This window comes from Longicatena sp., from assembly GCF_982403165.1.
In genome coordinates this window covers 1-14,266 of record NZ_CEVYEL010000060.1, presented here as the reverse complement: position 1 = coordinate 14,266, position 14,266 = coordinate 1, and the positions used below count along the sequence as shown (strand labels likewise).

The following is a 14,266-nucleotide window of genomic DNA, read 5'->3' as shown; positions in this document are numbered from 1 at the left end:
ATCGACCCAAGACACGAATAGGAGGAAAAATCATGGCATTATTTGAAGGATACGAAAGACGTATTGATAAAATCAATGAAGTATTAAACTCATATGGTATTTCTTCCATCGAAGAAGCAAAAACACTGTGTGATGATTTAGGTGTTGATGTATACAACATCGTAAAAGGCATTCAGCCAATTTGTTTTGAAAATGCATGCTGGGCATATATTGCCGGTGCAGCAATCGCTATTAAAAAAGGTGACAAAACAGCTTATGAAGTAGCGAAATCATTAGGTGAAGGATTACAGGCATTCTGTATTCCTGGATCTGTTGCAGACGATCGTAAGGTTGGTCTGGGACATGGTAACTTGGCTGCTATGTTGTTGGATGACAACACAAAATGTTTCGCATTCTTGGCAGGACACGAAAGTTTCGCTGCTGCTGAAGGTGCAATCGGTATCGCTCGTAACGCTAACAAGGCTCGTAAAGAACCACTGCGCGTTATCCTGAATGGTTTAGGAAAAGATGCTGCGAAGATCATTTCTCGTATCAATGGATTTACACACGTTGAAACTGAATTTGACTACTTCACAGGTGAATTAAAAGAAGTTTACAGAAAAGCTTACTCTAATGGAGAAAGAGCTGCTGTTAACTGCTATGGTGTAGATGATGTACGTGAAGGTGTTGCTGTTATGCATCACGAAGGTGTAGACGTTTCTATCACTGGTAACTCTACTAACCCAACACGTTTCCAGCATCCAGTTGCAGGTACATATAAGAAAGAATGTATCGAACAGGGTAAAAAATACTTCTCTGTAGCATCTGGTGGTGGTACAGGTCGTACATTGCACCCAGATAACATGGCTGCAGGTCCTGCTTCTTACGGTATGACAGATACAATGGGACGTATGCATTCTGATGCTCAGTTTGCTGGTTCTTCAAGTGTTCCTGCTCACGTAGAAATGATGGGTCTGATTGGTATGGGTAACAACCCTATGGTTGGTGCTTCCGTAGCTGTAGCTGTAGCTGTATCAGAAGCATTGAATAAATAATTTTGATAAGAAATGAGCTGTTGTCATAAAGATGACAGCTTTTTTTTGTGCGGATGATAGCAGTTATGGATCATGAAGAAGAAACAAGAGAAAAGAAAGGTACATTTACTTCATATGGACAATTCATTTAGTTATAGAAACTAGATTGACTAATTATAAGAATTATACTATACTATGTATGTAACAATCGTATTTCAATTTGAAATATAAATGGAGGTTCAAAGTTCATGAATAAAGAAAAGATTGCTATTCTGGTGGATAGCTGTTGTAATGTACCGCAGGAATTCGTAGATAAATATGGAATGTATGTTATTCCTTTAAAGGTATTATATAAAGATCGTGAATATATGGATGGTGTAGATATTACCGCTGAAGAAGTATACCGTGGCTTAGAAAAGGAAATCCCTAAGACATCATTACCTTCCGGAGAACATATTCAGAAGATACTTGATCGTATAAAAGCAGATGGTTATGAAAAGGTCATTGCTGTTACGATATCCAGTGGCTTAAGTGGCACGAATAATATGATCAATTTATTGGCAAAAAATTATGAAGGATTGGAGTTCTTTGTGTTGGATACAAAAAATATTTCCATCGGATCAGGATTTCATGCCATTCAAGCGGCTCGTTATTTAGAAGCCGGCATGAGTTATCAAGCAATTTGTGAGAAATTAGAAAAAGAAGTAATGAATTGTAAGGTGTTCTTTGTTGTGGAAACTTTAGAATATCTGCAAAAAGGTGGTAGAATCGGCCTGGTTGCCTCATTATTTGGGAATGCCTTACATTTAAAGCCAATTATATCATGTAATGAAGATGGTGTGTATTATACGGTAGCAAAGGTAAGAGGAAGAAAGCAATCCATATCCAAGACCAAAGAATTGGCTTTGCAATTTGCCGGTAATCATAAGAAATATAATGTCTCCATTATGCATGGTGATGCTGCTGCATTATGTGAGGAAATTAAGCAAGATTTGCTTCCGAAGCTACCTCATATGGATGTATTTGTCAGTGATCAAGTATCTCCGGCCCTTGGTGTGCACACGGGTCCGGGAACGATAGGAATATGTATTCAGGTATTAGAAGATTAAAATGTTGACAGGTGTTTATAAAAATGCCTGTTTTTTCTATTTGTGCTTTATAGAAATCAAGGAAAGACTTATGTTTACGTTTCATATAAAATTAGCATTCATACTAGCCGCAAGAAGTTGTATATACATTAACAAAATTCGCTTACTTAAGAAAATACAGATGCGAAATGGAAGCATTCTTTGCAATAAGATTAAAAGCATATCTTAAAGTAATTTAATCGATTTAACAATCAAATTGATATTATAAATAAAGTGAATAAATAAAAAAATTCAAAAACCTCTTGTCAAAGCGCTTTCAGCATGCTATATTTATATGCGTAATAAGACATGTAACTGGTAATGCAGGCAGGATCTTACAATATCCAGAAGGCAAATATGTTTGTCTGGATGTATTGTAGATCCTGCCTTTATTTTTTGGCCAAAAATTGCATCGTACATGGGAAGGAGAAAAAAATGGATTATAAAAAAAGTGCAGCCGATATTTTAACCTATATCGGAGGTGAAAAAAATGTTGTAAATTTGGAACATTGTTCCACACGCCTTCGTTTTACAGTAGCAGATCAAACCTTAGTTGATGAAGCAAATCTGAAAAAGGTTCCCGGTGTGATTGGCGTTATTCTAAACGTTCAAGTACAAATCGTTATAGGGAATGCCGTTATTGAAGTGTATAACGAATTGATGAAATTATGTAAACCGCAAGAACAGCAATCGATAAAAACGGAAAAACAAAGTTTTGGCAATACCCTGTTAAGTTTTATTGTTGGCATCTTCCAGCCGCTTGTACCAGCTATTGCTGGAGCTGGTGTATTAAAATCTATCTTGATCCTGTTATCTACATTAGGAATTGTATCGGCAAGTGATGGGTTTTATGTAATCTTATCTTCTATTTCAGATGCGACGTTCTACTTTTTACCTTTAATGGTCGCTGTAACCACAGCAACCAAAATGAATACAAACAAACTTGTTGCTTTGGCTGCCGTCGGCGTTTTATTACTGCCTAATAATGTCGCTTTACTTGCAGAAGGATTTAAAATCTTTGGTATTACGGTAAAGAATGTTGCTTATAACTCTCAGGTGTTTCCGGCAATACTTACTGTATTATGCTTAGGTGTGTTAGAAAAAGGTTTAAACAAAATTTCACCTAAAGCAATTAGAGTATTCTTTGTTCCTATGGTAGCTTTAGCAATTACGATTCCCTTGGCATTCTTGGTATTAGGACCATTAGGATATACATTGGGAGAATATCTAACATCTGCAATTCTGTTCTTATATGATAAGTTAGGATTCTTAGGCATTGCTTTATTATCAGGTATCTTACCATTTATGATTGCAACCGGTATGCATAAAGCTATGGTACCATATGCCGTATCGACTTATGGTAATTTAGGTTATGAAATGATGTATCTTCCAGCTTCTTTAGCTCACAATATTTCTGAATCAGGAGCTTGCTTTGCGGTAGCAATCAAGGCGAAAGATCAGCAGAAAAAGTCTGTTGCTGCATCAGCCGGCATCTCTGCTTTAATGGGAATTACTGAGCCTGCATTATATGGTGTAACATTATTAAATAAAAAAGTGTTAATCAGTGTGATTGTCAGTGGCTTTATCACCGGAGGTTTCTGTGGATTTGTATTATTAAAAAGTTTTGTTATTGCAGGACCTGGACTTGCGAATATCACGATGTTTATCGATCCAAAGAATGGCATGAATTTCATATATGGTGTGATTGGATTTGTTATGGCCTTTATCTTATCTTTCGTTATAACTTTCTTTCTTTGGAAAGAGGAAGCAAATAGTGAAACACCCGAAAATAATGATGAAATCAACACAATACAGGCACCTTTAAAAGGAAATGTGATTGCCTTAGAAAGTGTTAATGATGAGATGTTTTCTAAAAAAGCGTTGGGTGATGGAATTGCTATGATTCCTGAAATCGGTGAATTGTATGCTCCATGTGAAGGGACCATAAAAATGGTATTTGATACAAAACATGCTATTGGTATGGAAACAACGAATGGAACGGAATTATTGTTTCATGTTGGTTTAAATACCGTTGAATTAAATGGGAAATATTATGAAGCATGTGTAAAAGCCGGTGATCATGTAAAGCAAGGGGATCTCTTGTTAAAATTTGATGTAGAGAAAATTAAAAGTGAAGGTTATGATGTAACAACACCAATCATTGTAACAAACACTGCTGCTTATGATATATTTGTAAAAGGAAAAGGACAAATGGATCCAAGTGGGATCATGATGATGACAGAAAGGAAGAAATAACATGAGAACATTTCCAGAAGGATTTTTATGGGGAGGCGCAACAGCTGCGAATCAGATGGAAGGCGGTTGGAATGAAGGGGGAAAAGGATGGAGCGTTTCAGATTGTGCACGAGCAAAGTTTGATGTTGATGTGAAAAATTATGAGAAACAAAATGAAATTACATCAAAAGATATTGAAGAAGCATTAGCACATCCTGAAGATATGGTAAATTATCCAAAACGCCATGGAAACGATTTTTACCATCATTATAAAGAAGATATTAAGCTGTTTGCAGAAATGGGATTTAAAGTATTTCGTATGTCCATTGCATGGAGCAGAATTTTTCCAAATGGTGATGATGAAACGCCAAATGAAGAAGGATTGCAGTTCTATGATGATGTATTTGATGAATTAAAAAAATATAACATTGAACCGCTTGTAACCATGTCTCACTATGAACCTCCTTTAAATCTAACCTTATCTTATGATGGATGGTATTCTCGAGAAGTGATCGGTTTCTTTGAGAACTATGTTCGTACAATTTGCGAGCGATATAAAAATAAAGTAAAATATTGGCTGACATTTAATGAAGTTGACAGTATTATTCGTCATCCTTATACAACCGGTGGATTAATTAAGGATCGCTTTCCAAATAAAAATTTTGAAGAAGTATGTTATCAAGCAATGCATCATCAATTTGTAGCAAGCGCTTTGGCAACAAAGATCTGTCATGAAATTATACCGGGGGCAAAAGTTGGCTGCATGATTACGAAATTATCGTATTATCCTATGACTTGCAAACCTGAAGATATTTTAAAATCACAACAAATGATGCGTAATATTTATGCTTATTCCGATACACAGGTATTTGGAGAATATCCATCCTACTTATTAAGCTATTATAAAAATCATGATATTCATATCCATAAAGAAGCAGGAGATGATGAAATCATGAAAAAATATCCAGTTGATTTTGTATCTTTTAGTTATTATATGTCAAGTTGTGTTGCTGAGGATGAAACAGGTATTGAGAAAACCGCTGGGAATACGGTTATGGGATTGAAGAATCCATATCTTCCTTCTAGTGAATGGGGTTGGCAGATTGATCCTATCGGACTTCGTATTTCACTTGTAGAACTGTATGATCGCTATCGTAAACCTTTGTTTATCGTGGAAAACGGTCTAGGAGCTAAAGATGAGCTGATAGATGGAAAGGTACATGATGAATATCGCATTGATTATTATCGAAAACATTTTAAATGTATGTTGGATGCGATTTTAGAAGATGGTGTAGAATTGATGGGCTATACATCCTGGGCATGCATTGATTTAATCAGTGAATCCACAAAACAAATGTCAAAACGTTATGGTTTTATCTATGTGGATGTTGACGATTACGGCAATGGAACGTATGATAGATATCGGAAGGATTCTTTCTATTGGTATCAAAAGGTTATTCACCATAATAGTTTAGATTTTGAATGATAGATGAAGGAGGAAAGAGAATGGCTAAGATCAAAAAAGTTTTAAATTCCAGTGTTGTTTTGGTCGAGGACGAACAAAAATCCGATTTTATCATATTAGGAAAAGGGATAGGTTATGGTAAAAAATCTGGCGAGAATATCGATGTGAATGACTCTACCTATCAATTTTATATACCTGTTGTGAGTGATAAATCAAAACAGATTATGGATCTTTTAGATGCCATTTCTCCTGAAGTATTGGAAGTGACCCATCAGGTTATTTCTTTGGCTAAAGCAGATTTACATACAGAGTTTAATGATAATTTGTATTTTGTTTTAGCAGATCATTTGAACTTTGCGATAGAACGTTTGAAACAAAACATGGTAACAACCAATCGTCTAATTTGGGAAATACAAAATTTTTATCCCGAAGAATATGCTGCCGGTGTTCATTGTTTAAAACTGGTTAATAAAGCATTACATATTCAACTTCCGGATGATGAAGCAGTGAATATTGCGTTTCATTTGGTAAATGCGCAATCCTCCAATAACCCGGAATATGACAGTGCTCGTTATGCGAAATTAATAGGAGAAATCGTAAATCTTGTTCGTTATTCATTGAATAAAGAGTTTCATAAAGATAGTATACATTATTTACGCTTTATTACACATATCCGTTTCTTTGTTGAACGATTTTTCACGGATAAGATGTTAGAGGATAATGGCGATAGTTTCTATTTAACATCAAAAAATCGTTATCAAAAAGAAGTAGAAGTGGCGAATAAGGTAAAAAGTTTTCTCTATGATCAATATCAGAAACTTATCACTGATGAGGAAATGTCTTTTCTAATCATACATATTAATCGTTTATTACGTGATGAACCGTCTGTTTAGACGGTTTTTTCTTATGATAAGAGTTTGATTGCATCAAAGTAGAATGTAAAAAAAGATGCGAAGAGAAATTTATAGATTTCAAGAAAAGAGTGCTTTTCAAAGCTGTCTAAAGCTAGCTATGAAAACAGAATATTGGATTTACATAGCTAAAGAAGCATATTGGTATTTTACGATGGCATAAAACAGCATCATAAATATTCTCATACATAAAGCAGTCATATGTCTTAAGATGCCTATCTTTTGATAAACCGTATTTCTCACATGATTGTAAGCTATAATAAAGGTAGAAAGTAGGGATAAGATGAAACATATCTATGTAAATGGAACTATCTTGACAATGGAAGATATGCAAAAACAAGTAGAAGCAATTTGCTTTGAAGATGAGCGTATTGTGGGATTAGGAAATCGTTCTGATTTAATAAAACGTTTTCCAGAGGCAGAAATTCATGATTTGTGTGGGAAAACAATGCTGCCGGCCTTTCTTGATGCACATTCTCATTTTACAGGAGTAGCCAATGCACTTCGCCTTTGTGATTTAAGTGATGCAACATCATTTGATGACATCATTATAAAAATGAAGGAGTTTGCGAAAGATAGAAAATTGGGAAAGCAGGACTGGCTGATTGGTGCGAATTATGATCATAATTTCATGAAAGAAAAAAGACATCCTGACCGACATGTGCTTGATGAAATCAGTATGGAGCAACCAATTTACATTTCTCATGCATCTTCACATATGGGAGTTGCCAATAGCGCTGCCTTGCAGGCATGTGGATTACATAATGCAATGAAAGATCCAGAGGGAGGAAGATATGGCAGAGAAGCTGATGGCAGTATGAATGGTTATATGGAAGAAAAGGCATTTGTATCTTTTCAAAATCAAGTACCTATGCCATCCATGGAAACAATGTTAGAGCTGATGAAAGAAGCACAGGCAATTTATGCCAGCAACGGGATTACCACAGTGCAAGAAGGATTTACGCAATCATCTTTATTTCAGTTATTATTGGCTTCCGCTAAGTCAAATACCCTATATCTCGATGTAGTTGCTTATGCAGATGTAAGTGAAGAAAAAGATTTGTTTACCCAATACCCGACGTATGAGCGGTACCAGAATCATTTGAGATTAGGTGGTTACAAGACGTTTGCTGATGGCTCACCACAAGGTAAGACGGCATGGATGTTGGAACCATATCGTGGAAGTGAAGATCGTGGGTATCCGGCGATGACAGATGCGCAGATGTATCAGCGTATTGAAAAAAGTATTATAAATAAACGTCAATTGCTCATACATTGCAATGGCGATGCTGCCGCAAGACAATTCATTACACAATTTGAAAAGGTCATGAAACAACATCCTGAGGCAACGACGCATCGTCCGGTCATGATTCATGCCCAACTGGTTCGTAAGGAAGAACTGGAAAGAATGCCGGCATTAGATATGATTCCATCTTTCTTTGTTGCGCACACCTGGTATTGGGGCGATATTCATATTGAAAATTTTGGGAAACAAAGAGCGGATAAGATTTCACCGGCACATACAGCCAAGGAATTGCAGTTGCCCTATACCTTCCATAATGACAGTCCGGTCATTCCACCAAATATGTTTAAAACATTATGGTGTGCAGTGAATAGAAAAACAAAGAGTGGACAACAGATAGGAAATACAGAAGCTTTATCTGTGGAAGATGCCTTGCGTGGCTTGACGATTCATGTGGCACATCAATATTTTGAAGAAGATAAAAAGGGAAGCTTTAAAGAAGGAAAACAAGCAGATTTTATTCTTCTGGATAAAAATCCTTATCTGGTAGATAAGACGAAGCTAGATACGATACAAGTGTTAGAAACATGGAAAGATGGTAAATGTATCTATCAGAAAAAATGAATGCAAAGTAATCATTTTTTGCATTTAAAAGTACATGAATTCAAAGAAGTTAGGAGTACCTTAGTAGTACATTAGGAGGTACATAGTTATTTTTTATGTATCTAAGTAAAAGAAAGGAATGTCTTTTACCTCAAAAATAGGTATATGACATTCCTTTATAATGTTAGTTGTAGTTGTTCATTTGGAATCGCTGATTTATAAGCACGTATAATATCACTCATACGATATAAGATGCCATATTTGCGACACTCTTTCACAAATAGTTTATACAAATGTCGAGAGTTTGGAGAATTACAGGAATAGCATTTATGATAATGTTCTTCATACGTAAAACGTAATCCGGGATAATGCTGATCTAGCCAGTGATAATAATAATCCCGTTGATTGTCACGTAAAGATAAACCGAAGCCGCCATATACAAATATAAAATTGGCATGAGCTTCATGTGCTTTTTGAACAATGGTGAGAATATTTTCTTCGGTATCATTAATAAAAGGCAGGATAGGCATTAAGAGGATACCGGTAAATAAGCCGGCTTCGCGTAATGCTTTTACAGTTTCAAAGCGTTTAGAAGATACCGGGGCAAAGGGTTCTATTTGTTTCGATAAGGAATCTTGCGCACAGGTAATCGTGATTTTAAAAATGCTTGGATATTGTTTAGCGATACGTTTTAATATGTCAATGTCACGTAGAATCAAGGTGCTTTTCGTATCAATACCGACCCCATAGCCATAACGTTCGATTAATGCTAAGGCTCCTTTCGTAAGACATTGTGTTTTTTCAAAAGGATTGTAGGTATCCGACATAGCGCCAATGCCAATCGTTCCTTTCTTTCGCTTTTTTCGCAGTTCCATTTCCAAAATTGCCAAAGCATTTTGTTTGCCTTTGACAATATCAAAATCAGCAACCTGATAGCATTTACTGCGTGAATCACAATATACACAGCCATGACAGCAACCCTTATATAAGTTCATATTAAAGTCCATACCAAACCATGTGTTGGCATTGCTATTTCTGGGTTGTGATGCTAAAAGTGTCTTAGCAGGAAGATAGGCAAAGGGGGTTACTTCTTCCTGTATGGGGATATACAGCTGAATGGTGGATGTGGAAGATTGAAACATAAAACCTTCCTCATATACTTCATAATAACAGATAGTTGAAGATAGAGCTTGATAAGGGGATGCCGGCAGTTCCTGCTTCCATATCGTCGTAATGGTTTCCGGCAATTGATCCATACCTCCATGATGCGTAAAATGTAAGAAAGCACCTCTGGGAATGTGGAACAGCTCAAAATCCAGAGGATAACAGTTGAGTGAGGGAACACCGCAGAAATAATATAATTTAGTGTCTTCACGAAGCATAATACCGTATTTTATCCAAGGTTGTGTTAAGGGCATATGCACACTTTTTAATTTTGCATTGAATTGTTTCCAGAAATTTTTGATGAGCAAATGATTCTCTTGAAGAGAAGTAGTGAGAAGGATACGTTTTCCAACCAGAAAGATATCATCCTGATGTACATATTCACTTTTCATATTGGGAAAGCAGCTCCTTTAATTTCTTTTCTGATTGGATTTCATGCGTAATAAAGCGATGATTCAAAAATAGAGCATAAGTTGTTGTAGGACAAGGAAGCTGTTGAGCTTCTTCTGTTGTCTTGAGGTGATGCACATGTACCTCCCAATTAGCTTCTTGAGCAAGCTGCGCTGCTTTTTCCCCATAACATGCAGCATGTGGACATTGACAGCTATAATATAAGACAAAGCCATCTTCTTCACATTGTAATGTTCTGGCATGCTCCAGAAACTTTGGTATGATCGCATCACTTTCTTGCGGGGTATCTTTGATGGGAAGATAGTAAAGTTGATATGGGAAGATTTCATCAACGAGCTGAAATCCATAATGCTCAAGATAATGACGATCTGCTAAATAGGGCTGTTTCTTTTTTGCAGAGATTACACATATGCCTTGTTTACCACGAGCTTTTGCGTCTTCAATACAATAGGTAAGCAATTCATGTGCATAGCCTTTTCCTTTGTATTGTCCTGCGACCCATAAGCAATTGATAAACAAACAGTTGTGTGCTTGTATTGGCACCCAAGCCTTTTCTGCATCGATATATTCTATAAAGACCTTACCTCGAACATTTGCTTTTAAAAAGACCAGTCCTTCCTCTAACCGTTCTTTAAGCCATGCTTTCTTATCAGCTGCACGATGCTCCCCTTTTTTCTCGGTAATGGCACAACAAATATGTTCAGTAGCTAAATTATCCATCGTAAGCTGTATGTACTCCATCATTCTTCCTCCTTTTTGCTAATTGGCAAACGCAATATTGTTTTACGTTTTTCTTCCTTTGTCCGATGAGGATTGCTGAGATAAATTTCATGATGAAACCGCATGTATGACTCATTCACTGCCACTTGATATCCTTCTGCTTGCGCATAGGCATGCAATTTGGCGATGGATTGTGGCTCATCATCATAGGATCCGATGTGTAGTATTTGCACACAATCGCCTTCTTCCCATTCCCATAGACTTACTTCTGAAGTATCTGCATCGGGATGTTTTTGTTCATAGCGTAAGCAAGCTTCTTTTAAGACTTCCGCTGTCACAAAAGCAGGTAATCGCATGATGGAATACCAATGCAGCTGATCTTTGTGAGCAGTTTCCAAGGTTTGCTCATTTTCCAACCACCATAAGCCTTCTAAAGGAGCTACTACAAAGGGAGAATAACCGGGAATCTCCCATTGCTTTTTCATGCTCATCTTAATTGTATATTGTAATCCATATAATAGACGCACCGCTTTTGCATAAGCACCATCCTTTTCATTTGGATTTCCTGTCCCTGCTATTTTGAGATAGCTTGCTTTAGGAAGTGTGATGCGCATTGGCTTGGTTTTTACACCATAGGCATCTTTCATTTCTTTCTTTACATCATAGGCGTTCATATTATTTTTCCTTTCTCTTTTTAAAAGCAATGCCATCTGCATCAATAGAGGACTTTTCTTTTGTTTCTTGTGTATGCAAAGCGATTGTTTCTACATCTTCTTCATATCGTTTCTGCATGGCTTGTAACCGTTGTTTAACTTTCTCTTTTACTGTTGAAGGAGAAAGTACCTTGGCATAAGGCCCATACGACAGTAACATGCCATAAACCCATTCATCCTCAGGGAAGCTGATATGCACAAGGAAATTCCCATCTTCCAGTTTCTCTATCTGCTCATAAGCGTATTCATCATACAGGCGATAGGCCATACAGCTATCCACCCACAAGGTGATATCTGTTGTAGCTATTGGAAGTGTCTTATCTTCTACATTTGGACACTGCATGGGTAAGAAAGTTTCTTTTTCCATGAACACCTCTTGCATACGCGAGAGCTTGAATAAGCGATAATCCGCTCGTGTGGTACAATAGGCTTTTAAATACCAGGTATGTTCTTTAAACCAAAGTTGGAGAGGATAGGCATGACGTTTGGTTTGGATGCCATTGCTCCCACAATAGGTGAAGGAAATGGCATGGCGTATCTGAATAGCATCTCGTATGGTTTCAAAGAGCTTGCGAGAGCGATTGGACCAATCGGATAAATCCATGGCAATCCAATCTGTTTCCTGTTGATGGAATAAGGTGCGCATGCGTTCTAAGGTATCATTCGTATCATCGGTAATGGTTTGGACACCTTTGAGGGCAGATAGGATGAGCTGTTGTTCTTCTTCGCTTAATAAAGCACGATTTAAGATGAAGTGTTCCATTAAAAAGATACCGCCATCTTTTCCTTTATTGGTATAAATGGGAATACCGGCAGCGCTTAAGGTATCAATATCACGATAAATGGTGCGTGTTGATACTTCAAAACGTTCTGCCAACTCTTTGGCTGTCACTTTCTTACGGTATAATAAGAGATATACGATTTCAAAGAGGCGTTGTAAGTGCATAGGATCCCTCCGTTCTATTCTATTGTAACAGATGAATATGACAGATGTCTGTCATATTTAAAAAATGTCGATAAGAAAAAATAGAACAAGCATCTTATTCATCATAAACCATCAGCAAAGACATATTGCTAGATTGTGGTTATCTGCAATGATGCTGTCACTTTTCATTATCATGGGAAAGGAGTATAATAGACAAGAAGAAAGAAGGGTTTTCGATGTTAAATAACGCAGTAAATCGTGAACGATTGATGGGCTATGCAGAAGATGTCTTACTTCCTGCAACAGCGAAAGATATCACGCTTATGGAAACGGTGGAAGAAGAAGGGGAAGAACTTTCTTTATGGCTTGTCACCATGGAAGATGAAGAGGAATATTGGCTGTTGGAGAATGGAAGTCCTTGTGGTATCTATAAACGCAGTGGTATTTATGAATCATCACAACGTGTATTTGATACTTATGCAATCCAAAAAGAACAGGCTCAGCAAGAACCGGTAAAAGACCGTTTTGCCTATGGCTATGAAAAATAAGAATCTTTCTTGCGCATAGAGGTAAGAAAGATCAAAATAAAAAACAAAACAGCTAAGCTGTTAGAAAAGAAGGTGGACGCGATGAAGATTGCAGTATTAACCGACAGTGGCAGTGCTTTAACAAAGGAAAGTGGAAAAGCGTTAGGGTTATATGTAGTGCCTTTAGAGGTCATAGACGGCACGGATTCTTTCCGGGATGGTGTGGATATGACAACACAGGAACTCTATGAGCGCTTAAGGTTACAGCATACACCTAAAACAAGCATGCCATTAACTTCTGAAATTGAAGATGTACTACAGGAAATTAAGCAAAATGGCTATACCCATATTATCGCAGTCCCTTTATCCTCAGGGTTAAGCGGTACGTATAATACGATGCGTATGTGTGCAGAAGATCTTGCCATACCTATGACCATTATTGAAAACTACACAACTTGTGATTTACAGTGTCATGATGCTTTATTAGCATTAGCATGCAGCAAGCAGAATATGGAGCCAGAAGCTATCAAGGCATATGTGGGAGATAAGGTAAAAGAAAGTGGCACTTTGATCTTACCCAACGATATTCAACATTTAAAACGTGGGGGACGTTTAACACCACTTGCGGCAGCTGCAGCCAGTTTGTTGAAAATTAAACCGATCTTAACAATTGGACCTGAGACAAAGGGCAAGATTGATGTTTATGAGAAAGTAAGAACCGAGAAAAAAGCGCAACATGTAGCTGTGCAGGCGATTTGTGATATCATGAAGAACAGCGAAGGGGATATTTATGTCATCCATTCAGACTGTTTGGATAAAGCTACTGAAATAGCTGATATATTCCAAAAGGAATGTCCTTTGGTAAAGGTACATGTCAATACGATTTGTGCTGTGATCAGTGCCCATACCGGCTTAGACTGTATCGCTATTCAATATATTAAAAAATAAGATATCGTTTCAAGGGTTATCCACTTGTAAAATTTACCTTAAACTATTTTCAAGGAAAGCTGTCATCCATTAGATGAAGCTTTCCTTCATAATTAGAGAGAAATGATTATCCGTTAGGTGAAGAGGTTCTTAAGATGTTATCAAGTAAACCGATTATTAGAACCCTTAAGAAATGTTTTTAATCATTATGCTTGATGTGAAAAAGAAACGATATGGCTTTAGAAAAGATATGGAAGGAGAGGAATGCCCTATGCAGATGAT

12 protein-coding genes are annotated in these 14,266 nt (G+C 36.9%); 8 read left to right on the top strand and 4 right to left on the bottom strand.

Annotated elements, in window-relative coordinates; all coding sequences use genetic code 11:
- Positions 1–32: 32 nt before the first annotated feature.
- The 6 genes from AC1VS3_RS11010 (at position 33) to AC1VS3_RS10985 (ending at position 8,618) form a co-directional block, all read left to right on the top strand.
- The gene (locus AC1VS3_RS11010) at positions 33–1,034 is read left to right on the top strand and encodes a GGGtGRT protein (protein ID WP_008690636.1); all 1,002 of its coding nucleotides are present in this window, start codon (positions 33–35) and stop codon (positions 1,032–1,034) included.
- A gap of 227 nt (positions 1,035–1,261) precedes the next feature.
- A complete protein-coding gene (locus AC1VS3_RS11005) occupies positions 1,262–2,122 on the top strand; it encodes a DegV family protein (RefSeq protein ID WP_008690638.1) in 861 nt (286 codons plus the stop codon).
- Positions 2,123–2,575: 453 nt separating this feature from the next.
- Positions 2,576–4,396, top strand: a complete 1,821-nt coding sequence (locus AC1VS3_RS11000) for a beta-glucoside-specific PTS transporter subunit IIABC (protein WP_008690639.1) — start codon at positions 2,576–2,578, stop codon at positions 4,394–4,396.
- A gap of 1 nt (position 4,397) precedes the next feature.
- Complete coding sequence (locus tag AC1VS3_RS10995) at positions 4,398–5,861, top strand: glycoside hydrolase family 1 protein (RefSeq protein ID WP_008690640.1); 1,464 nt, start codon at positions 4,398–4,400, stop codon at positions 5,859–5,861.
- A gap of 20 nt (positions 5,862–5,881) precedes the next feature.
- Positions 5,882–6,733: a PRD domain-containing protein gene (locus AC1VS3_RS10990; protein ID WP_119983502.1), complete on the top strand. Its 852-nt coding sequence runs from the start codon at positions 5,882–5,884 to the stop codon at positions 6,731–6,733.
- 301 nt (positions 6,734–7,034) lie between these two features.
- Positions 7,035–8,618, top strand: coding sequence for an amidohydrolase (locus tag AC1VS3_RS10985; protein ID WP_119983501.1), 1,584 nt, complete (start codon positions 7,035–7,037; stop codon positions 8,616–8,618).
- Positions 8,619–8,773: 155 nt separating this feature from the next.
- Here AC1VS3_RS10985 and AC1VS3_RS10980 read toward each other — a convergent pair whose 3' ends face one another.
- Genes AC1VS3_RS10980 through AC1VS3_RS10965 form a run of 4 tightly spaced genes read right to left on the bottom strand, consistent with a single transcriptional unit; the run spans position 8,774 to position 12,551 of the window.
- Entirely contained in the window at positions 8,774–10,153 is a 1,380-nt protein-coding gene (locus tag AC1VS3_RS10980; protein WP_120136666.1) for an effector binding domain-containing protein, read from the bottom strand.
- Positions 10,143–10,913 (bottom strand): GNAT family N-acetyltransferase, encoded by a 771-nt coding sequence (locus AC1VS3_RS10975; RefSeq protein WP_119983499.1) that lies wholly within the window; start codon positions 10,911–10,913, stop codon positions 10,143–10,145. Before AC1VS3_RS10975 ends, AC1VS3_RS10980 begins: the two co-directional genes overlap by 11 nt.
- The gene (locus AC1VS3_RS10970) at positions 10,913–11,566 is read right to left on the bottom strand and encodes a GyrI-like domain-containing protein (protein ID WP_119983498.1); all 654 of its coding nucleotides are present in this window, start codon (positions 11,564–11,566) and stop codon (positions 10,913–10,915) included. Before AC1VS3_RS10970 ends, AC1VS3_RS10975 begins: the two co-directional genes overlap by 1 nt.
- A 1-nt stretch (position 11,567) precedes the next feature.
- Positions 11,568–12,551, bottom strand: a complete 984-nt coding sequence (locus AC1VS3_RS10965) for a helix-turn-helix transcriptional regulator (protein WP_481275649.1) — start codon at positions 12,549–12,551, stop codon at positions 11,568–11,570.
- A 215-nt stretch (positions 12,552–12,766) separates the two neighbouring features.
- Here AC1VS3_RS10965 and AC1VS3_RS10960 point away from each other — a divergent pair, with 215 nt between their 5' ends.
- Both AC1VS3_RS10960 and AC1VS3_RS10955 read left to right on the top strand, forming a co-directional pair.
- Entirely contained in the window at positions 12,767–13,078 is a 312-nt protein-coding gene (locus AC1VS3_RS10960; protein ID WP_008690649.1) for a hypothetical protein, read from the top strand.
- A gap of 81 nt (positions 13,079–13,159) precedes the next feature.
- The gene (locus AC1VS3_RS10955) at positions 13,160–14,005 is read left to right on the top strand and encodes a DegV family protein (protein ID WP_119983496.1); all 846 of its coding nucleotides are present in this window, start codon (positions 13,160–13,162) and stop codon (positions 14,003–14,005) included.
- Positions 14,006–14,266 lie beyond the last annotated feature (261 nt).

What these genes read in the sequence shown, in the direction of transcription:
- AC1VS3_RS11010 (WP_008690636.1), top strand. Translation starts at nt 33, where the DNA reads ATGGCATTATTTGAAGGATACGAAAGACGTATTGATAAAATCAATGAA.
- AC1VS3_RS10975 (WP_119983499.1), bottom strand. Translation starts at nt 10,913, where the DNA reads ATGGAGTACATACAGCTTACGATGGATAATTTAGCTACTGAACATATT.
- AC1VS3_RS10995 (WP_008690640.1), top strand. Translation starts at nt 4,398, where the DNA reads ATGAGAACATTTCCAGAAGGATTTTTATGGGGAGGCGCAACAGCTGCG.
- AC1VS3_RS10965 (WP_481275649.1), bottom strand. Translation starts at nt 12,551, where the DNA reads ATGCACTTACAACGCCTCTTTGAAATCGTATATCTCTTATTATACCGT.
- AC1VS3_RS11005 (WP_008690638.1), top strand. Translation starts at nt 1,262, where the DNA reads ATGAATAAAGAAAAGATTGCTATTCTGGTGGATAGCTGTTGTAATGTA.
- AC1VS3_RS10980 (WP_120136666.1), bottom strand. Translation starts at nt 10,153, where the DNA reads ATGAAAAGTGAATATGTACATCAGGATGATATCTTTCTGGTTGGAAAA.
- AC1VS3_RS10990 (WP_119983502.1), top strand. Translation starts at nt 5,882, where the DNA reads ATGGCTAAGATCAAAAAAGTTTTAAATTCCAGTGTTGTTTTGGTCGAG.
- AC1VS3_RS10960 (WP_008690649.1), top strand. Translation starts at nt 12,767, where the DNA reads ATGTTAAATAACGCAGTAAATCGTGAACGATTGATGGGCTATGCAGAA.
- AC1VS3_RS10955 (WP_119983496.1), top strand. Translation starts at nt 13,160, where the DNA reads ATGAAGATTGCAGTATTAACCGACAGTGGCAGTGCTTTAACAAAGGAA.
- AC1VS3_RS10970 (WP_119983498.1), bottom strand. Translation starts at nt 11,566, where the DNA reads ATGAACGCCTATGATGTAAAGAAAGAAATGAAAGATGCCTATGGTGTA.
- AC1VS3_RS10985 (WP_119983501.1), top strand. Translation starts at nt 7,035, where the DNA reads ATGAAACATATCTATGTAAATGGAACTATCTTGACAATGGAAGATATG.
- AC1VS3_RS11000 (WP_008690639.1), top strand. Translation starts at nt 2,576, where the DNA reads ATGGATTATAAAAAAAGTGCAGCCGATATTTTAACCTATATCGGAGGT.